The organism is Streptomyces sp. NPDC030814 (assembly GCF_055572155.1).
In genome coordinates this window covers 16,124-33,817 of record NZ_JBVIDX010000010.1, presented here as the reverse complement: position 1 = coordinate 33,817, position 17,694 = coordinate 16,124, and the positions used below count along the sequence as shown (strand labels likewise).

16 protein-coding genes and 6 tRNA genes are annotated in these 17,694 nt (G+C 72.6%); 13 read left to right on the top strand and 9 right to left on the bottom strand.

The features are described from left to right. The first annotated feature begins 1 nt into the window (after nucleotide 1). From cobT to ACZ43N_RS21725, 3 genes are all read left to right on the top strand, one after another. A complete protein-coding gene (gene cobT, locus ACZ43N_RS21735; RefSeq protein WP_468099537.1) occupies nucleotides 2–4,321 on the top strand; it encodes a nicotinate-nucleotide--dimethylbenzimidazole phosphoribosyltransferase in 4,320 nt (1,439 codons plus the stop codon). A 266-nt stretch (nucleotides 4,322–4,587) separates the two neighbouring features. Next, nucleotides 4,588–5,820, top strand: a complete 1,233-nt coding sequence (gene cobA, locus ACZ43N_RS21730) for a uroporphyrinogen-III C-methyltransferase (RefSeq protein WP_468099535.1) — start codon at nucleotides 4,588–4,590, stop codon at nucleotides 5,818–5,820. A gap of 64 nt (nucleotides 5,821–5,884) precedes the next feature. Further along, complete coding sequence (locus ACZ43N_RS21725; protein ID WP_468099533.1) at nucleotides 5,885–6,703, top strand: TrmH family RNA methyltransferase; 819 nt, start codon at nucleotides 5,885–5,887, stop codon at nucleotides 6,701–6,703. 52 nt (nucleotides 6,704–6,755) lie between these two features. Here ACZ43N_RS21725 and ACZ43N_RS21720 read toward each other — a convergent pair whose 3' ends face one another. Next, the gene (locus ACZ43N_RS21720) at nucleotides 6,756–8,060 is read right to left on the bottom strand and encodes a serine/threonine-protein kinase (protein ID WP_468099943.1); all 1,305 of its coding nucleotides are present in this window, start codon (nucleotides 8,058–8,060) and stop codon (nucleotides 6,756–6,758) included. A gap of 637 nt (nucleotides 8,061–8,697) precedes the next feature. Between ACZ43N_RS21720 and ACZ43N_RS21715 the strand changes: the two genes are divergently transcribed. From ACZ43N_RS21715 to ACZ43N_RS21705, 3 genes are all read left to right on the top strand, one after another. Further along, entirely contained in the window at nucleotides 8,698–8,898 is a 201-nt protein-coding gene (locus ACZ43N_RS21715; protein WP_468099532.1) for a hypothetical protein, read from the top strand. Nucleotides 8,899–9,151: 253 nt separating this feature from the next. Further along, complete coding sequence (locus tag ACZ43N_RS21710; protein WP_468099530.1) at nucleotides 9,152–10,090, top strand: aminoglycoside phosphotransferase family protein; 939 nt, start codon at nucleotides 9,152–9,154, stop codon at nucleotides 10,088–10,090. Nucleotides 10,091–10,176: 86 nt separating this feature from the next. Continuing rightward, nucleotides 10,177–10,473: a TFIIB-type zinc ribbon-containing protein gene (locus tag ACZ43N_RS21705; RefSeq protein ID WP_099965768.1), complete on the top strand. Its 297-nt coding sequence runs from the start codon at nucleotides 10,177–10,179 to the stop codon at nucleotides 10,471–10,473. A gap of 56 nt (nucleotides 10,474–10,529) precedes the next feature. On the opposite strand, the gene ACZ43N_RS21700 is transcribed toward ACZ43N_RS21705, so the two are convergent. From ACZ43N_RS21700 to ACZ43N_RS21680, 5 genes are all read right to left on the bottom strand, one after another. Continuing rightward, nucleotides 10,530–10,601 (bottom strand) — tRNA-Val (locus tag ACZ43N_RS21700). A 35-nt stretch (nucleotides 10,602–10,636) separates the two neighbouring features. Continuing rightward, a tRNA-Val gene (locus ACZ43N_RS21695) sits at nucleotides 10,637–10,708 on the bottom strand. Between the two features lie 34 nt (nucleotides 10,709–10,742). Further along, nucleotides 10,743–10,814 (bottom strand) — tRNA-Val (locus ACZ43N_RS21690). Between the two features lies 1 nt (nucleotide 10,815). Continuing rightward, nucleotides 10,816–10,889: transfer RNA gene (locus tag ACZ43N_RS21685), tRNA-Cys, on the bottom strand. Between the two features lie 38 nt (nucleotides 10,890–10,927). After that, nucleotides 10,928–11,000, bottom strand: a tRNA-Gly gene (locus ACZ43N_RS21680). 156 nt (nucleotides 11,001–11,156) lie between these two features. Between ACZ43N_RS21680 and ACZ43N_RS21675 the strand changes: the two genes are divergently transcribed. Genes ACZ43N_RS21675 through ACZ43N_RS21665 form a run of 3 tightly spaced genes read left to right on the top strand, consistent with a single transcriptional unit; the run spans nucleotide 11,157 to nucleotide 13,896 of the window. Next, the gene (locus ACZ43N_RS21675; RefSeq protein WP_468099528.1) at nucleotides 11,157–12,200 is read left to right on the top strand and encodes a chorismate-binding protein; all 1,044 of its coding nucleotides are present in this window, start codon (nucleotides 11,157–11,159) and stop codon (nucleotides 12,198–12,200) included. Continuing rightward, a complete protein-coding gene (locus ACZ43N_RS21670; RefSeq protein WP_468099527.1) occupies nucleotides 12,197–13,018 on the top strand; it encodes an aminotransferase class IV in 822 nt (273 codons plus the stop codon). Before ACZ43N_RS21675 ends, ACZ43N_RS21670 begins: the two co-directional genes overlap by 4 nt. 53 nt (nucleotides 13,019–13,071) lie before the next feature. Beyond that, nucleotides 13,072–13,896, top strand: coding sequence for a GNAT family N-acetyltransferase (locus tag ACZ43N_RS21665; protein ID WP_468099525.1), 825 nt, complete (start codon nucleotides 13,072–13,074; stop codon nucleotides 13,894–13,896). A 26-nt stretch (nucleotides 13,897–13,922) separates the two neighbouring features. On the opposite strand, the gene ACZ43N_RS21660 is transcribed toward ACZ43N_RS21665, so the two are convergent. Continuing rightward, the gene (locus tag ACZ43N_RS21660) at nucleotides 13,923–14,441 is read right to left on the bottom strand and encodes a DsbA family protein (RefSeq protein WP_468099523.1); all 519 of its coding nucleotides are present in this window, start codon (nucleotides 14,439–14,441) and stop codon (nucleotides 13,923–13,925) included. 259 nt (nucleotides 14,442–14,700) lie between these two features. Here ACZ43N_RS21660 and ACZ43N_RS21655 point away from each other — a divergent pair, with 259 nt between their 5' ends. Both ACZ43N_RS21655 and ACZ43N_RS21650 read left to right on the top strand, forming a co-directional pair. Further along, the gene (locus ACZ43N_RS21655) at nucleotides 14,701–15,147 is read left to right on the top strand and encodes a hypothetical protein (RefSeq protein WP_468099521.1); all 447 of its coding nucleotides are present in this window, start codon (nucleotides 14,701–14,703) and stop codon (nucleotides 15,145–15,147) included. A gap of 172 nt (nucleotides 15,148–15,319) precedes the next feature. Further along, the gene (locus tag ACZ43N_RS21650; protein WP_468099520.1) at nucleotides 15,320–15,472 is read left to right on the top strand and encodes a hypothetical protein; all 153 of its coding nucleotides are present in this window, start codon (nucleotides 15,320–15,322) and stop codon (nucleotides 15,470–15,472) included. Nucleotides 15,473–15,569: 97 nt separating this feature from the next. On the opposite strand, the gene ACZ43N_RS21645 is transcribed toward ACZ43N_RS21650, so the two are convergent. Together ACZ43N_RS21645 and ACZ43N_RS21640 are read right to left on the bottom strand one after the other, a co-directional pair. Beyond that, nucleotides 15,570–16,130, bottom strand: a complete 561-nt coding sequence (locus ACZ43N_RS21645) for a CGNR zinc finger domain-containing protein (RefSeq protein ID WP_468099519.1) — start codon at nucleotides 16,128–16,130, stop codon at nucleotides 15,570–15,572. A 319-nt stretch (nucleotides 16,131–16,449) separates the two neighbouring features. Further along, nucleotides 16,450–16,863, bottom strand: coding sequence for an SsgA family sporulation/cell division regulator (locus ACZ43N_RS21640; protein ID WP_004002642.1), 414 nt, complete (start codon nucleotides 16,861–16,863; stop codon nucleotides 16,450–16,452). 191 nt (nucleotides 16,864–17,054) lie between these two features. On the opposite strand from ACZ43N_RS21640, the gene ACZ43N_RS21635 reads away from it, so the two are divergent. Both ACZ43N_RS21635 and ACZ43N_RS21630 read left to right on the top strand, forming a co-directional pair. Then, a complete protein-coding gene (locus ACZ43N_RS21635) occupies nucleotides 17,055–17,534 on the top strand; it encodes a TIGR02611 family protein (RefSeq protein WP_468099518.1) in 480 nt (159 codons plus the stop codon). 79 nt (nucleotides 17,535–17,613) lie between these two features. Beyond that, nucleotides 17,614–17,688, top strand: a tRNA-Val gene (locus ACZ43N_RS21630). Nucleotides 17,689–17,694 lie beyond the last annotated feature (6 nt).

Here is a 17,694-nt window from a genome sequence, read left to right as displayed (position 1 = left end):
CATGACCGACACCGGCCAGGTCCCGGGCGAGGGGCAGCCGGAGAGCGCAGGCATGGTGGAACAGCCGGGCGTCGCCGCCCCGGATGCGTACACCTACCTCTCCGAGCCCCCCGTCGAGGACGACGAGCTGCTGCTGCCGGGTGCCCAGGGCGCATGGGGCAACGAAGTGCCCCCACCCGCCCCCGAACCCGTCGTGCAGGTCGTCCATGAGCCCGGTCCGCACGAGACGTCCGGCCGGGACAGCGGCTCGATCGACCTCGGAGCCGTGCGCCACACCGTCGCCACTCCGGTCCCGCAGCCGCCGGTGGCCCGCCGACCGCTGCACCTCGGCCCGCCCACTCCGGACGCCTCCGCCAGCCCGGTCCGCTCGCTCGCCGACCGCGGCCCCGCCGGAGCCCCCGTCCCGCCCGGTGCAGTGCGTCAGCCCGGCCCGCCCACCACCGGACCCGAGTACCTCGATGTGCCCCCGCAGGGCGTGGCCCCGTGGGGCACCCCTGTGGCCGCGGCCGTGACGGCACAGACCGCGCCCGCCGCCCAGGGCCAGGCCGCAGAAACGGTCGTTCCGCAGGAAGTGCCGGCCGTCGTCGCCGAGACGCCGCAGGTGCGGGAGCCTGCGCAGGTCACGGACGTGGCGCAGGACGCCGAAGCCCTGCATGACGCCCAGGACGCCGCCTACGCCCAGGCTCAGGAAGCGGCGGTCGCCCAGTTCTCCACCGGTCAGGTGCAGGTCGCGGAAGCCGTCGCCCAGGCCGCCGCCCCGCAGCCGGCCGAGGCGCCGCCCGTTCCTGAGGCGGCCGTGATCCAGCCCGTCGGCGAGTCCTTCGAGCCCCAGCCTCCCGCTGAGGCCCCCGAGACTCAGCCGGCCGCCGAGGCCCAGCCCGCCCCCGAGGCTCAGCTCGTCGCCGAGGAGGCGCCCGCCGCCGAGACGCAGTCGGCTGGCCCCGCCGTCGAGGACCAGCCGGTCGTGGAGCCCGCCCCCGTCGCCGAGGCCCCGCAGAACCCCGAGCCGGTGGAGACGGCACCCGAGGCGCAGGCACCGCAGGAGGCCGCGCCCGTCGTCCCGGGTGCTTCCGAGCCGTCCGTCGTCGGCACCCCCACGGAGTCGGCCCTCGACGCACTCGTGGCCCGGGACGCCCAGGTTCCGCCCGCCACGCCCTTCCCGCCCGCCGCCCAGGGCCCGGAGCCGATCCAGGCCCAGGTACCCGCCGACGCTCGGGACGTCTCCCCGGTCGCGCAGCAGCCCGACGCCGCCGCGCCCGTGGACGCGTCCGCCGCGCCGCAGGCGGAGGCCGGGACCCCGGCACCGGAGGCCGTGTCGGTCGACGCGGCCGAGCCGCCCACCGAGACCCCTGACCCGCAGGCGGCGCCCGCCGCCCGGGAGGAGCAGGCAGCCCCCGCGGCTCCGGTGGACGAGACGGCCGCCCCCGCTGGTGAGCAGCCCGCGGCTGACGTGCCTGCGGAGCCGGCCGCCGAGGAGGCCGCGCTCGCCGGGGACGCGCAGCAGCAGCCGGACGCGCCGAACGCCCCGGACGCCCAGAAGGCGGCGGAGCCGCAGGAGCCGCAGCCGGCCGACGCTCCGGCAGCCGACGCTCAGCCGGCCGAGCCCTCGGCGGCGCAGCCCGCTCAGCCGGAGCCGCAGGAGACCGCGGCCGAACAGGTCGCTGCTGAGCAGCCCGCTGCCGAGGCGGCGCGGACGCCGGAGCCCGCGCAGCCGCAGCCCCCCGTGCAGGGCCCCCAGGCCACCGAACCGGTCGCCCTCGCCGAAGACGCCGCCGAGCAGGCACCCCAGGTCTCCGAGGCCGCCGTCCAGCCGTCGGAGACCGGGACGGAGGTCGCGGACGCGACCGTGGAAGCACAGGAGGCGGACCAGCCCGGCGAGACCGCTCCCGCCGCGCCCGTCGCCGCCGAGGAGCCGCCCGCCGAGGAGGCTCCCGCGCAGTCCGCCGAGCCGGTCACCGAGGAGTCTGCCGCGCAGTCTGCCGAGCCCGTCGCCCCCGAGGCCGTCGCCCCCGAGGCCGTCGCCCCCGAGGCCGGGGCCGCCGAGGCCCCCCAGGCCGTGGTGGGCTCCCAGGTGGACGCGCCCCAGGGCGCCGTCCTCCAGCCCATGCCTGGGTCCACCGGCGACACCCCGCACGGGGACGAGGCCCATGAGGCCGACGCCGAGCAGCCGACGGGCGAGTCCGTGCCGGAGGAGGGCTCGTTGCCCACCACTCCGCACCCGGCCCCGACCCCGCCCCAGGGCATGGCCGTACCGCCGGTGCCCACCGACGACCGGTCGACGCCCGCCACCGCGCAGGCGCCCGGAGAGACCGCTGACGAGGCACCGGAGCGGGAGCCCGCGGCGGAACCCGTCGCCATGGTGCCCGCCCCCCGCGACTCCGAGGCCGAGACGATCGTCGTACCGCAGCCGGTCGCCGCCGCGGCCGGGGCGCAGCCCGACGTCGTCCAGAACGCGGAGGACCTGGACACCCGGGCCGCCGACCAGGAGGACGGCGAGGAGGCCGAGGCAGTGGAAGCAGCCGACGAGAGCGTGGCCCCGGTGGACGAGGCATCCGAAGACGGGCAGGAAGAGGTACGGCAGCCCACCGGCCCGGCAGCTCCGCCCTACGACGACGCCGAGCGCGAGGCCGTCCTCAAGGTCATGCGCGAGCGCCGTGACATCCGCAACGGCTTCCGCAGCGACCCCATCCCGCACGACGTCCTCCTCCGCGTCCTGGAGGCCGCCCACACGGCGCCCTCCGTCGGCCACTCCCAGCCCTGGGACTTCGTCGTCATCCGCTCCGCCGAGACCCGCCGGACCATGCACGAACTGGCCCAGCGCCAGCGTGAGGCGTACGCCAAGTCGCTGCCCAAGGGCCGGGCGAAGCAGTTCAAGGAACTGAAGATCGAGGCCATCCTCGACACCCCGGTCAACATCGTGGTCACCGCCGACCCGACCCGCGGCGGCCGGCACACACTGGGCCGCCACACCCAGCCGCAGATGGCCCCCTACTCCTCGGCCCTCGCCGTCGAGAACCTGTGGCTCGCGGCCCGCGCCGAGGGCCTCGGCGTCGGCTGGGTCAGCTTCTTCGACGAGCGCGAGATGGTCCGCGCCCTCGGCCTGCCCGAGCACCTGGAGGTCGTGGCGTACCTGTGCGTCGGGTACGTCGACGAGTTCCCGGCGGAGCCCGAGCTGATGCAGGCGGGCTGGGCCAAGCGCCGCCCGCTGTCCTGGGTCGTCCACGAGGAGACGTACGGCCGCCGCGCCCTGCCCGGGGCCGAGCCGCACGATCTGCTCGCCGAGACCGTCGCCGGGATCCGCCCGCTGGACGCCAAGGCGCTCGGCGAGGCGTGGGAGCGGCAGAAGCGCATGACTAAGCCGGCCGGCGCGCTCGGCATGCTGGAGATCATCTCCGCCCAGCTGGCGGGCCTGTCCCGCCAGTGCCCGCCGCCCATCCCGGAGCCCGCCGCCGTCGCGATCTTCGCCGGGGACCACGGCGTCCACGCACAGGGCGTCACCCCCTGGCCGCAGGAGGTGACGGGCCAGATGGTCGCGAACTTCCTCGGCGGGGGAGCGGTCTGCAACGCGTTCGCCAACCAGGTGGGCGCCGAGGTCTGCGTCGTGGACGTGGGCGTGGCGAGCGACCTCCCGGCGACCCCCGGCCTGCTGCCGCGCAAGGTGCGCGCCGGTACGTCCGACATGACCACCGGTCCCGCGATGACCCGCGAGGAGGCCAAGAAGGCCATCGAGGTCGGGATCGAGACGGCCCGCGACCTGGTCGCCGCCGGGAACAAGGCCCTGCTGACGGGCGAGATGGGCATCGCCAACACCACGGCGTCCGCCGCCCTCATCTCGGTCTTCACCGGCGCCGACCCCGCCGAGGTCACGGGCCGGGGCACCGGCATCAACGACGAGACCCTCGCCCGCAAGACCGAGGTGGTCCGCCGGGCCATCGAGCTCCACCAGCCGGACCCCGCCGACCCCATCGGCGTCCTGGCCGCGATCGGCGGTTTCGAACACGCCGCGATCGTCGGTCTGCTCCTCGGCGGCGCCTCCCTCCGTACGCCGGTGATCCTCGACGGCGTCAGCGCCGGCGCCGCCGCCCTGGTCGCCCGAGCCATCGCCCCCGAGGTGCTCGCCGCGTGCATCGCGGGCCACCGCAGCGCCGAACCCGGCCATGTGGCGGCCCTGAAGAAGCTCGGCCTCCGCCCTCTGGTCGACCTCGACCTCCGTCTCGGCGAGGGCACCGGCGCCCTCCTGGCCCTGCCGGTCGTCCAGAGCGCGGCGCGGGCGATGCACGAGGTGGCGACCTTCGACTCGGCGGGGGTCACCGAGAAGTAGAAGGGGAGCGGGTGACGGGCATCCCGATACCCGCCGCCGGGGTTGCGGACGGTCGTTCCGCACGGCGGAGCGGGTGTGGGCACACCTCCCACCGGGCAGCGCACCCGGGGCCCCGCGGCCCCGGGAAGGGGCGCGCGCGGGGGAGACAAATCCCACCCCACCCCCGCCGCCTCCTCTCACGCACCTTAAAATCCGCACGTCAGGGGCCGCTCCAACGCCGCAGGGGCTCCGTCTCGCACCTCCGCCGCAAGAGGAGCCGCACCCTCATGGCCGAACACCCCGCCTACCCTGTGGGCCTCCGCCTCACCGGCCGCAAGGTCGTCGTCCTCGGCGGCGGCCAGGTCGCCCAGCGCCGCCTGCCCGCCCTGATCGCGGCAGGCGCCGACATCCTCCTCGTCTCCCCGACGGCCACCCCCTCGGTGGAGGCCATGGCCGACGCCGGCGAACTGACCTGGGAGAAGCGGACGTACACCGAGGGCGACCTCGCCGACGCCTGGTACGCCTTGATCGCGACCAGTGACACCGAGGCGAACACCCGGGCCTCGGCCGAGGCGGAGCGGCACCGCGTGTGGTGCGTTCGCTCCGACGACGCGGACGCGGCCACCGCCTGGACCCCGGCCACCGGGACCAGCGCGGGCGTCACCATCGCGGTCCTCACCAGCGACGCCAAGGGCCGCGACCCCCGCCACACCGCCGCCATCCGCGACGCCGTGGTCGAAGGGCTCCGCGACGGCACCCTGGTCGCCCCGCACCACCGCACCCGCACCCCCGGAGTCGCGCTGGTCGGAGGCGGCCCCGGCGACCCGGATCTGATCACGGTGCGTGGACGCCGCCTCCTCGCCGAGGCCGACGTGGTCATCACCGACCACCTCGGCCCGCGCGACCTGCTCGCCGAACTGCCGCACAGCGTCGAGGTGATCGACGCGGCGAAATTGCCGTACGGCCGGTTCATGGCCCAGGAGGCCATCAACAACGCGCTGATCGAGCACGCCCGGCAGGGCAAGTCGGTCGTCCGGCTCAAGGGCGGCGACCCGTTCGTCTACGGCCGCGGCATGGAGGAGGTCCAGGCACTGGCCGAAGCGGGCATCCCCTGCACGGTCGTGCCCGGCATCTCCAGCACGATCTCCGTCCCGGGTGCCGCCGGTATCCCGGTCACCCACCGGGGTGTGGCCCACGAGTTCACCGTGGTCAGCGGTCACATCGCCCCCGACGACGAGCGCTCCCTGGTCGACTGGCCGGCCCTGGCCCGGCTCACCGGCACCCTGGTGATCCTCATGGGGGTCGGCACGATCGGCAAGGTCGCCGAGACGCTCATCGCCCACGGCAAGTCCCCGGACACGCCCGTCGCCCTGGTCCAGGAAGGCACCACGGCGGCGCAGCGCCGGGTCGACGCCACGCTCGCGACGGCCGCCGAGACGGTCGTCGCCCAGGAGATCAGGCCCCCGGCGGTCATCGTCATCGGCGAGGTCGTGAACGTGGGCCCGCACCCCTCCGCGTAACCGCGGGTAACCCAACCCGTACCGAGCCGTTGGCACCACACCCAGGACAAGGCAGTATCACCCTGTGGCCGAACTCATCACCGTCGAGGACCCAGCCGACCCGCGCCTGCGTGACTACACGGGCCTGACCGACGTCGAACTGCGCCGCAGACGCGAACCCGCCGAGGGCCTGTTCATCGCCGAGGGCGAGAAGGTCATCCGCCGGGCCAAGGACGCCGGGTACGAGATGCGCTCGATGCTGCTCTCCGCCAAGTGGGTCGACGTCATGCGCGATGTCATCGACGAGCTCCCGGCCCCCGTCTACGCGGTCAGCCCGGAGCTCGCCGAACAGGTCACCGGTTACCACGTGCACCGTGGTGCCCTCGCCTCCATGCAGCGCAAACCGCTGCCGACGGCCGTCGACCTGCTGCACACCGCCCGCCGGGTCGTGATCATGGAGTCGGTCAACGACCACACCAACATCGGCGCGATCTTCCGCTCGGCCGCCGCCCTCGGCATGGACGCGGTCCTGCTCTCCCCGGACTGCGCCGACCCGCTCTACCGCCGCAGCGTCAAGGTCTCCATGGGCGCCGTCTTCTCCGTGCCGTACGCCCGCCTGGACACCTGGCCCAAGGGGCTCGAAGCGGTACGCGACGCCGGCTTCACCCTCCTCGCCCTCACCCCGGACGAGAAGGCGAAGTCCCTCGACGAGGCCGCACCGCACCGGATGGACCGGGTCGCCCTGATGCTCGGTGCCGAGGGCGACGGCCTCTCCATCAAGGCGTTGATGGCCGCCGACGAATGGGTCCGCATCCCCATGGCGCACGGCGTCGACTCCCTCAACGTGGGCGCGGCGGCGGCGGTGGCGTTCTACGCGGTGGCCACTGGACGACCGCAGACGTGAGGACCGGGGCCCCGCCCCGAGAGGGGGGCTGCGGCACTCGGCCCCGGGACCGTCAGTCGCGGTCCGGGTCCAGCACCGCCCGCTCGTGCCGCACACCGTCCACGCCGAGTCCGCGCGCCGGACCCTGACATCCCTGAGCAGCCGCGATGCCGAGCGCCGCCAGCAATGTCACCACCACGAACACCACGAGCCGCTGACGCAGCAGCCGCGGATTGGCGGGCCTCCGCCCGGTTCCGGTCGTACGGGGCCCCGGACGCCCGGCGCCACTGCGGGGCGCGGGCCGCTTCCCGGACCCGGTGGCGCCGCGGCCCGACGTGGACCGCCCGCCGGTCCGTGAACCCCCGCCGGTCCGGGAGCCACTCCCGGTGCGGGGCAGCGGCGTCCCCGGCGCACTCGACTTCCCCGGCTGTGTCGCACGGCTCTCCGGTGGTTGCCGCAGAGTGCGCTGCTCGACGTACTGCTCGGCGAGCCGCCCCGAGGGCCGGTCCGGGTCGGTGCGCGGCGCGGGTGGCCGGACGTCGGCCAGTCCCTGCGCCTCACGGGCCGCGATCTCCTTGAGCCGCAACGACAGTTGCAGCGTGCTGGGCCTTTCCTCCGGGTCCTTCGCGAGGCACGCCCGCACGAGTGGAGCCAGCGCGTCCGGCACCCCGCGCAGCTGCGGCTCCTCGTGCACCACCCGGTAGAGCATGACCTCCGAACTGCCGTGCCCGAAGGGGGAGTCGGAGGTCGCCGCGTAGGCGAGTGTGGCCCCGAGGGAGAAGACGTCGGTGGCCGGGGTGACGGCTGCCCCTCGAACCTGCTCGGGGGCGAGGAACCCGGGCGACCCCACGGCAGTACCGACGTGCGTCAGCGTCGAGGCACCGGTCGCCCACGCGATGCCGAAGTCGATGATCCGCGGCCCCTTCGGGGACAGCAGGATGTTGGACGGCTTCAGGTCGCGGTGGACGACACCGGCCTCGTGCACCGCGACCAGTCCCTCGGAGAGGGCGGCACCGACCGCGGCCACCTCGGCGGCCGAGAGCGGCCCCTCCTCATTGACCTTGTCGTGCAGCGAGGGCCCCGGGACGTACTGGGTGGCGAACCACGGTCGCTCCGCCTCCAGATCGGCGGCGACCAGCCGGGCCGTGCACCCGCCCCTGATCCGCCGCGCGGCCGACACCTCGCGGGCGAAACGCGACCGGAACTCCTGATCCTCCGCCAGGTCCGGCCGGATCACCTTCAACGCGACTCGCTGTCCACGCCGGTCGGAGCCCAGATAGACAACGCCCATCCCGCCCGCGCCGAGCCGTCTGTGGATCCTGAACGAGCCGACGACGCGCGGGTCCTCGCGCCTCAGGCGCATCATCGCCATGTTCATCCCCGCTGCCCGTTCCGTCTGACGAGCCACAGCTTACGTTTCCACGGCCGGGCGTGCGCAGAGGCCGCGCCCTCGCGACCCGATCGATTGTCGGGGCCGCCCACGAGACGTGAAAGGCGGTCAGGGAACAGGAGTTCGGGCAGGGGTTGAGCCCCCGGTGATCCCAACCCCCGGCCAGGCAAGGGGTATTGGCAAACCGAAGACAGGTTCAGGGGAGAGGGGTTTGAGTGTCGCGAGCATGACATGCGGAGCCGGGTTGGTCGTCGGGGGAGAGGACCGCCGGACGGCGTCGACGGTACGCCGGGCTGTCACGGAAGTGAGCGAAGTCACCCCTCCGCGCCTGCTCCCGGTCGCACGGCGTGACCCCGGACAGAAGGGACACTCCACGCATCTGCCGGTCGCCCCCTCCGGGAAGACCCCGAGACCTAGGACCTCGTCTCCACCCTGGGGAGTACATCGCAGGTCATCGCTCATCCTCCGGGAGGCCCGCCAATCGGTACGAGGGCATGACGACCCGCGCCCGCCCTGCGCCTAGATTTGAGGTCAAGCGGCGGGTGCAGCACTCGTCCCCCGAGGTCAGGCACCCGCCGCTGCCAACGACAAGCATCACAGACGAGATCGGTCAGGAGGAGGGATCATGGCCCACACGGCATCGCGGACGGAGTTCCGCACGCGAGAGCGCAGGGTGTTCACCGCCGAACGCCGGGCGGGCCGTCGCCACCCCTTGGTGGCGACCGCGATGGTCCTCCCCCTGGCGGCCCTGCTCGTGTACGCCTTCGGCGGCTGGGAGGCAGTGGTCACACAGGCGTCGTCCGTGGGTGTGATGCTGGGGCGCTGAGCGGCGACCCCAGGCCCGGAAGAGCGGTCCGGGTGGGGACATCCATCCATGAAACCCCGTGGGGACGGGGGTGCGGCGGACGGCAAAAGACGCCCGCGCAGCTGGGGAGCTGCGCGGGCGTTGTCCTTTGCCCCGCGGGCCTCGCGGCGACGGCCGTGGCCGCCTCCGTCCTGTGGCAGCGGACGGTCGTGCCGCCGGCACCCGACTGCGTAGGCTCACCGCCAGCGCGCCGTACCTTCCGCAGGGGGAGCCCATGACCATCGTCGACGTACTGCCCGCCCTCAGGGCCAAGGTGCGCAGCACGGCACACCCCCAGGCGGCCGCCTGCTCCCACCCCGACACCGTCCTCGCTGAACGTGAGGACGGCACGGTCGTCCGCCACGCGGACACGGTCGCCAAGGCACACGCCCCGGACACCGCCCCCGCCCGTCTCGCCCTCCGCCTCGCCGTCGCCACCGCCCACCCCGACGTCCTCCTGGCCCCCCTCCGCCCCGCCCCGTCCTCCCTCCACGGCCGACTGATCACGTTCTGGCCGTACGGCACCCCGGTCGACCCCGAGAACCCCGAGAACGCCCCATGGGAGGAGGCGGCCACCCTCCTCGCCCACCTCCACCGGCGCCCGGCACCCCCGGGCCTCCCGCCCATGCGCGGCCCCGCGAAGGCGGCCCGAGCAGTGGCGCGCCTCACCGGGACCGCGCCGGACCACCCGGCCGCACCCTCCGTCCTCCGTGCCTGGCGCACCCTCCCCGCCTGGGCCAGGGGCGAGGCCCCCATGCCCGACACGACCACGCTCTGCCACGGCGACCTGCATCTCGGGCAACTCGTCCGCCACCCGGCGACCGTCGGCGCCTGGCGCCTGATAGACGTCGACGACCTCGGGGTCGGCGTACCCGCCTGGGATCTCGCCCGCCCGGCAGCCTGGTACGCCTGCGGTCTCCTCCCGCCCGACGTCTGGACCCGATTCCTGTCCGCCTACCAGCGGGCGGACGGCCCCACGGTCCCTGCCGACGCCGACCCCTGGCCCGTACTGGACGTACCGGCCCGCGCACTCACCGTGCAGACGGCCGCGCTGGCCATCGCCAAGTCCACGGCGGCCGGCCGGCCCCTGGACGACGTCCAGGGGGCCGTTATCGACGCATGTGACCGAATGGGTACCATCCCGCCGGAGTTGGCGAACGTTTTCCCGAAGTAGGGTGCAACCGACCACCGCCGGGCAGTGTCTGTCCTGGCGTAACGCGAAGCAGCACCAACGGCGAGGAGTTGAGCCGAACCATGCACATGCAGTGTCCGAAGTGCCATGCGCCGATGCACACGTACAACCGCAATGGCGTCCAGATCGAGCAGTGCAGCGGCTGCCGCGGGATCTTTCTCGACTACGGCGAGCTGGAGGCGCTGACCCGTCTGGAGTCCCAGTGGGGCGGTCCGGCCGTCCCACCGCCCCCGGCCGCCCCGCAGTACCCGGCCGGTGGTCACCACTCCGCTCCCGCCTGGGGTGCCCCGCACGGCGGCCACCACGGGGGTCACCATGGCGGCCACCACAACCGCGGCTTCGGTCACATGCTGTTCTCCAGCTGAAGCCCAGCACGCCGAAGCCCCCGACCGTACGAGACGGCCGGGGGCTTCGAGATGTGTGGACGATACTGGGATTGAACCAGTGACCTCTTCCGTGTCAGGGAAGCGCTCTCCCGCTGAGCTAATCGTCCTCGGGGTGTGATCCGAAGATCACAGACATACTGCGTGCGCGATACTGGGATTGAACCAGTGACCTCTTCCGTGTCAGGGAAGCGCTCTCCCGCTGAGCTAATCGCGCGGGCCAGACCTTCGATGATCTGTCGAAGATCCAGTGGACGATACTGGGATTGAACCAGTGACCTCTTCCGTGTCAGGGAAGCGCTCTCCCGCTGAGCTAATCGTCCTTGGAGGTGGAGACGGGATTTGAACCCGTGTAGACGGCTTTGCAGGCCGTTGCCTCGCCTCTCGGCCACTCCACCAGGAGTGAGGGGTTCGGGAAGATCCCCTTGTTCCTTCGAGCGGACGACGAGGCTCGAACTCGCGACCTCAACCTTGGCAAGGTTGCGCTCTACCAACTGAGCTACGTCCGCTTGTCGTTTCGGACCGCTCTCGCGTCCCGGCGACGAGTTGAACTCTAGCGGATTCCGGGGCCAGTACAAAAACGCGTTTGTGCAGCGTGCTGCGGTGCGTCCACTCCGCCACCCGGCCGGGGCCGCCCACGGGGCGCCCGTCCTAGACTCGACTGCGTGTCCGACCTGCCTCCCCTCGCCCGCTTCGGCAACCTTGTCGCCACCGGTCTCACCGATGTGACCAGCGATCCCGCCGCCCTGGACTCGTCCGGCTTCTGGGCCGTCCGCGCCGATTTCGAGGGCGATGTGGTGTGCGCCCGCTTCAGTGACGTACGGCACGAGCCGGTCCCCCTCCCCGTGCCGGGGCAGTGGCACGGTCCGGCGGTCGACGACTGGACGTCGTCGCTCGACCGCACCGCGTACACGGCGGGTGTACGCCGCATCCGGGAACACATCGCGGCCGGCGAGGTCTACCAGGCGAACCTCTGCCGGGTGCTGTCCGCGCCCGTCGCGCCCGACGCCGACGTGGACGCGCTGACCGCGCTACTGGCACGTGGCAACCCGGCACCGTTTGCCGGAACGATTCGCCTGCCGGCTCACGGCGTGGAGATAGCCACCGCGTCCCCCGAGCTCTTCCTGCGGGTCGACGGCCGGATCGTCGAGTCCGGCCCGATCAAGGGGACCGGACGGACCGAGGCGGACCTCCTGGAGAAGGACTACGCCGAGAACGTGATGATCGTCGACCTCGTGCGCAACGACATCGGTCGGGTCTGCGCCACCGGCTCCGTGACCGTGCCGGACCTGTGCGTCGTGGAGAAGCACCCGGGGCTCGTCCACCTCGTCTCGACGGTGCGGGGCGAACTCCGTGAGGGCGCCGGCTGGCCGGAGCTCCTCGCCGCGGCCTTCCCGCCGGGTTCCGTCACCGGCGCCCCGAAGTCCAGCGCGCTGCGCATCATCGACGCCCTGGAGACGGCACCACGCGGCCCGTACTGCGGGGGCATCGGCTGGGTCGACGCCGACCGGGGCACCGGAGAGCTGGCCGTCGGCATCCGTACCTTCTGGATCGACCGGGCGGCGGGCGAGCTGCGGTTCGGCACCGGCGCGGGCATCACCTGGGGGTCGGACCCCGAGGCGGAGTGGCAGGAGACCGAGCTGAAGGCCGCCCGACTGCTCGCGGTAGCGTCGGGAACGTACGAGGCGAGTGGGAGGACCCTTACGTGAAGATCTGGCTCGGCGGCGGACTGCAGGACATCGACTCCGCCCGTGTCTCCGTCCTCGACCACGGGCTGACCGTGGGCGACGGCATCTTCGAGACCGTCAAGACGGTCGACGGGCGGCCGTTCGCCCTCACCCGCCATCTCGACCGGCTCACCCGCTCCGCGCGCGGCCTCGGGTTGCCCGAGCCCGACCTCGACGAGGTGCGCCGCGCCTGCTCCGCCGTCCTCGACGCCAACCCGATGCCGCTCGGCCGGCTGCGCATCACGTACACCGGCGGTGTCTCCCCGCTCGGCTCCGACCGCGGAGACCTCGGCCCCACCCTCGTCGTCGCCCTCGGCGAGACCGCCCGGCGCGCCGACTCCACCGCCGTGATCACCGTCCCGTGGACCCGCAACGAGCGCGGCGCCCTCACCGGCCTGAAGACCACCTCGTACGCGGAGAACGTCATCGCCCTCGCCCGTGCCCGCGAACAGGGCGCGAGCGAGGCCCTGTTCGCCAACACCGTCGGCCGGCTCTGCGAGGGCACGGGCTCCAACGTCTTCGTCGTCCTCGACGGCGAGATACACACCCCGCCGGTCGCCTCCGGCTGTCTCGCGGGCATCACCCGCGCGCTCGTCGTCGAATGGACCGGCGCCCGCGAGACCGACCTGCCACTGGACGTCCTGGAGAGCGCCGACGAGGTCTTCCTGACGTCGAGCCTGCGGGACGTGCAGGCCGTGCACCGCGTCGACACCCGCGAACTGCCCGGCGCGTCCGGACCGGTCGCGGCCAAGGCCATGCGGATCTTCGACGAGCGGTCCGGGAACGACCTCGATCCGTAATCGCTGAGAATATTCAGCAGACATGCGGCGGTGAGGCGGGTAGAACACCCGTGATGACGACCACCCTGCGGCCCATCGAGCCGCTCCAGTACGCAGCCGACGGGTCCCGTTCGCGCCGCTACCAGGTGTGCGTGAACAGCCGTCCCGTCGGCGGGATACACCTCGGCACCCGTCCCGACCCCGGGTCCTCGGCCGCCCGGATCCTGGACCTGCGGATCGAGGAACCGGACCGTCGGCGCGGCCGGGCCACCGTGGCCGCGCTGGCCGCCGAGGAGGTGGCCCGAGGCTGGGGGTGCCGACGGATCGAGGCATCCGTCCCGGCCGGCGCGGAGCCCGCCCTGCGGCTGGCCGAGACGCTCGGCTACGTCCTGCGCAACCGCAGCATGCGCAAGCCCCTCGACGGCACCCAGCCCGCACTGCCGGAGGGCAGCCGGGGCCGGCCCATGACCGAGGCCGAGTTCGGCCCCTGGAAGGAGGCCGGGCTCGACGGCTACGCCCAGGATCTGGTCACCCGCGGCGTGCCCGAGGCGGAGGCTTACGCGAGGGCCGCCGACGACTACGAACGGTGCCTGCCGCACGGACCGGCCTCCCCGAACAACGTGTGCAGCGTCCTGGAGGACGAGGGCACCAGGGTCGGCACCCTGTGGCTGTGGCTGACCGACGAGGCCGCCTGGGTGTACGACGTGGAGGCGGACGCCGCCCACCGGGGCAGGGGGCACGGCCGTACGCTCATGCTGCTGGCCGAGGCCCAGGCGCTGGCGGCCGGGAGGACCGTCATCATGCTCAACGTCTTCGCGGGGAACGTCCGGGCCGAATGCCTCTACGAGTCGCTCGGTTACGAGACGACCGCCTACCACCTGTCCAAGCCACTGCTCTGACGGCCGGCGGCCGGCGGGGCCGTGTGTCAGGCGCCCTCGGCCAGCAGCCGGTCGGCGATCTCCTCGACGCGCTCGCGCAGCCCTTCCTGGCTCTTGCCACCGTCGAGGCGCTCGCCGCCGATGACGTACGTGGGGGTGCCGGTCACGCCGATCGCCTTGCCCTCGGCCTGGTCGGCGTCCACGATCAGAATGTGCCTGCCGTCGATCAGGGCGGTGTCGAACTCCTCGGCGTCCAGCCCCAGTTCCCGGGCCACCTCCACCAGGAACGGCTCCCCGGCGCGGTCCAGCTCCTCCACCCTGCCCAGCACCGCCTCGACGTACGGCCACGCCTGCCCCTGCTCCGCGGCTTCCTCGGCGGCCTGCGCGGCGGCGAAGGCGTGCTTGTGCTTCTCCAGCGGGAAGTGCCGCAGCCGGACCTCGAGCCGGTCGCCGTAGCGGGCCCGCAGCGTCCGGAGGTCGTCGAGGGCCTTACGGCAGTCCGGACACTGGAGTTCGCACCAGACGTCCAGGACGACGGCGGGCGGCACGGGGGAGGAGTCGCTCATGGGGCCAGTCTTCCAGCCCGTGACCGCACCGGCCCAATCGGCCGGCCTCGCAGCGGCCCCGTCGCACCGTCCCGATGGGCATCCTTCTCCGGCCGGCCCGACCGCGCACCTCCGGCCCGGCTGCGGCGGTGGGTGACCCCGAGACGACCCGGAGATGTCCCTGAGGTCTCCCCGGACCATGGCATATCGGGCGCGTGGCGGTGCAGGATGGAAGGGACGGACCGACCCCGCCCGACCGCGCTGCGCCTTGGAGGACCGGATGATTGCCGAGACAGTTTGCGCCGCCGTCTCAGCGGCCGGCCTGGGCCTCGCCGCGGTCACGGCGTACCGGAAGCGGTTCCTCAGAGCGACGCGCATCGCCGCCTACGCGCTCGTGCCCATCGGCCTGGTGATGACCGGAGTCGTCGAGTGGGCGGCGGACACCGCGTTCAGTCCGACCGCGTGGGCCGGCTTCGGGGTGCTGGGCGCCGCATGGTTCCTCTTCATGACCACACGTGCCGTGGAGCGGCGTCGGGGTGACACCGGCAAGGACCGCAAGGCGTCCCGGGCGGAGGCGATAGCCCTGGCAGCCTCGGCGCCCTCACTGGGAGGCAGCGCGCGCCCGGCGAGCCGCCCCACCACCGGTTCCCGGCCGACGAGCCCCGGCGCGTCCGCCGCGGACGACTTCAGCGACATCGAGGCGATCCTGAAGAAGCACGGCATCTGAGCGCGCGCCTTCACCGGCAGCGCACCGACCAGACTGAAACGACACACTAGGTCGGCCGGCGGCGCCGAAGTGATCACGATCGCTCCGGACGTTGTGGATATTGGCGAACTCTCCGTCATTCGGGGTTGGTTGATCGCGCGGAGGGTCCTCGCTGCGTCATCATCGCGGCGAGATGCTGGATACAGAACAGAGCGACACCACCGCCCCGCCCGAGGAGCGGCGAGGTTGTCTCTTCGCGCTTTCCCAGCCACCGCTGATGATCTTCCTTGCGGTGATCGGCTGCCTGCTGCTCATTGCGTCACTGCACGACCTGCTGATGCTCTGAGCCGTAAACGGAGCCCCTGGCGTCACCCGTCGAGGGCTCCGTCAGACCCAGCACACCCTCAGCCCCGCCGCCGGCCGGGCCCGGAGGGGCCGTCCCTTCAGCCCGCCGCTTCCTTGCGGCGCGCCCGGTAGGCGGCCACGTGCAGACGGTTACCGCAGGTGCGGCTGTCGCAGTAGCGGCGCGAGCGGTTGCGGGAGAGGTCGACGAAGGCGCGCCGGCAGTCAGGTGCCTCGCAGCGGCGCAGCCGTTCCTGTTCCCCCGCGACGACGAAGAAGGCGAGAGCCATCCCGCAGTCGGCCGCGAGGTGATCGGCGACCGACGCGCCCGGCGCGAAGTAGTGCACATGCCAGTCGTAGCCGTCGTGGTTCGTGAGCCGGGGCGTGGTGCCTGCCGCGGCGACGAGGTCGTTGATGACCGAGGCGGCGGAGCCGGCGTCCGACGCCGAGAAGACCTCGGCGAACCTGCCGCGCACCTTCCGCACGGCGGCGAGATCGAACTCCGACAGCGTGCCCACATCGCTGATCTCGTGCTTCTGTACGAAGTCGTCGAGCGACGCGACATCCGTGAGCCCGTCCGTCGCCGTGTCGTTCTCCGGTGCGGTGTTCACCAGATCCACCACGGTGTCGAGGGCACACCGGGTGTCGTGGGTGATCAACACGTTTCGCTCCCTGGCCTGCGAGGGTCGGGCAGCCGCCCGCCGATGCTGGCCGATGGTAACGGCTCCCCGGACCGGACGGACCGGGCCAGAGCCCGGGATCCGTCGGTGACGTGATCAGAGGGGGTGCCGATGCCGGACGGCTGGATGTGGTCCGTTCGGCGGCCCGTCCGGATGCGCTCCGTCACCGACACATGCGGACGCCGTCGCGCGGAGCCCCGCTGCGACGGCGTCGATCGGTCGGCCTGAGCCGTATGCGGTTGTCTGGGCCCGAGCCGTCTCCCCGAGTGGACGGCGCCGGGCGGCTCTGTGGGGTCTCGGTCTAGCTCTCCGCCAGGATGTGCGAGAGCTCCTGATCGAGGTCGAAGTGCCGATGTTCCGTGCCGGGCGGCACGGCGGCGTCTGTGCGCTTCAGGAAGGACTCCAGAGCCCGCGCCGGGGCTTCGAGCAGTGCCTCGCCCTCCGGAGAGCTCAGGGCGATGCAGACCACTCCCTGACCGTGACTGCGCGACGGCCAGACACGGACGTCGCCGGTGCCGGTGGGCCGGTGGAGCCCCTCGGCGAGGAGGTCGCGGGCGAACACCCATTCGACCGTTTCCTCGGCTCCGGTGTGGAAGGTGGCGTGCACGGCGTAGGGATCGGCCGTGTCATACCGCAGTCCCGCGGGAACAGGCAGTGAGGACTCGCTCGACACAACGAGGCGCAGGTGCAGCTCGCAGCTGACCGTGGTGTTCATAAGCGCCAAGGCCTTTCGCTCAGTGTGCGCTCGGGGATTCGCACGTCGGCGAAATCGACATGCCACCTACGGTGCCGTTGTAAACCCCTCTGAGAGTTTTGCGTCGCTTTTGGTAGCTCATCCGGCCGAGACCGTCTTCGTCCGGTACGACCATTCCGGTGACCGGTTTCTCTCCGGTAGGGTTCGGGCGTATGGACACGGGGAGTAACGGAACGGGGGAGGTCGCCGTGGCGGCCGATGAAACGAAGAGTGAGACAAACGTAGCGAACAGTGAGGCCGATGTGGCGAAGAAGGAAGCGCCGCTCGGGTCGCGCGCGCCGGAATTCGTCAAGGCGCGCCGGATGCTGCACCTGAGCTGGCAGGTGGCCGTCTTCGTCATCGGGCTCGCCGTGGTCGTGGCGGGCGTGATCATGCTTCCCCTCCCGGGCCCCGGCTGGGTCGTGATCTTCGGCGGCATGGCGATCTGGGCCACCGAGTTCGTGTGGGCTCAGCTGGTTCTCCGCTGGACCAAGCGGAAGGTCACCGAGGCGACCCAGCGCGCCCTCGACCCGCGGGTCCGGCGCCGCAATCTCATCCTGACGACGATCGGCCTGGTGATCGTGGCCGTCCTGGTCGGGATCTACCTCTGGAAGTTCGGCTTCGAGATGCCCTGGAAGATCAAGAACCAGTAGCCGCGGGAGGGGGCGCCGAGGGGCATCCGCACCCTGTCCGAGGCACCCCCTGACATGGGGTAATGTTCTTCCTGCGCCCGGGCGATTAGCTCAGTGGGAGAGCGCTTCGTTCACACCGAAGAGGTCACTGGTTCGAACCCAGTATCGCCCACCAGTCGAA

Coding starts and splice junctions, on each gene's coding strand:
- ACZ43N_RS21665 (WP_468099525.1), top strand. CDS start 13,072: ATGACGACCACCCTGCGGCCCATCGAGCCGCTCCAGTACGCAGCCGAC.
- ACZ43N_RS21650 (WP_468099520.1), top strand. CDS start 15,320: ATGCTGGATACAGAACAGAGCGACACCACCGCCCCGCCCGAGGAGCGG.
- ACZ43N_RS21705 (WP_099965768.1), top strand. CDS start 10,177: ATGCAGTGTCCGAAGTGCCATGCGCCGATGCACACGTACAACCGCAAT.
- ACZ43N_RS21655 (WP_468099521.1), top strand. CDS start 14,701: ATGATTGCCGAGACAGTTTGCGCCGCCGTCTCAGCGGCCGGCCTGGGC.
- ACZ43N_RS21640 (WP_004002642.1), bottom strand. CDS start 16,863: ATGAACACCACGGTCAGCTGCGAGCTGCACCTGCGCCTCGTTGTGTCG.
- ACZ43N_RS21635 (WP_468099518.1), top strand. CDS start 17,055: ATGGACACGGGGAGTAACGGAACGGGGGAGGTCGCCGTGGCGGCCGAT.
- cobA (WP_468099535.1), top strand. CDS start 4,588: ATGGCCGAACACCCCGCCTACCCTGTGGGCCTCCGCCTCACCGGCCGC.
- cobT (WP_468099537.1), top strand. CDS start 2: ATGACCGACACCGGCCAGGTCCCGGGCGAGGGGCAGCCGGAGAGCGCA.
- ACZ43N_RS21715 (WP_468099532.1), top strand. CDS start 8,698: ATGGCCCACACGGCATCGCGGACGGAGTTCCGCACGCGAGAGCGCAGG.
- ACZ43N_RS21720 (WP_468099943.1), bottom strand. CDS start 8,060: ATGAACATGGCGATGATGCGCCTGAGGCGCGAGGACCCGCGCGTCGTC.
- ACZ43N_RS21710 (WP_468099530.1), top strand. CDS start 9,152: ATGACCATCGTCGACGTACTGCCCGCCCTCAGGGCCAAGGTGCGCAGC.
- ACZ43N_RS21660 (WP_468099523.1), bottom strand. CDS start 14,441: ATGAGCGACTCCTCCCCCGTGCCGCCCGCCGTCGTCCTGGACGTCTGG.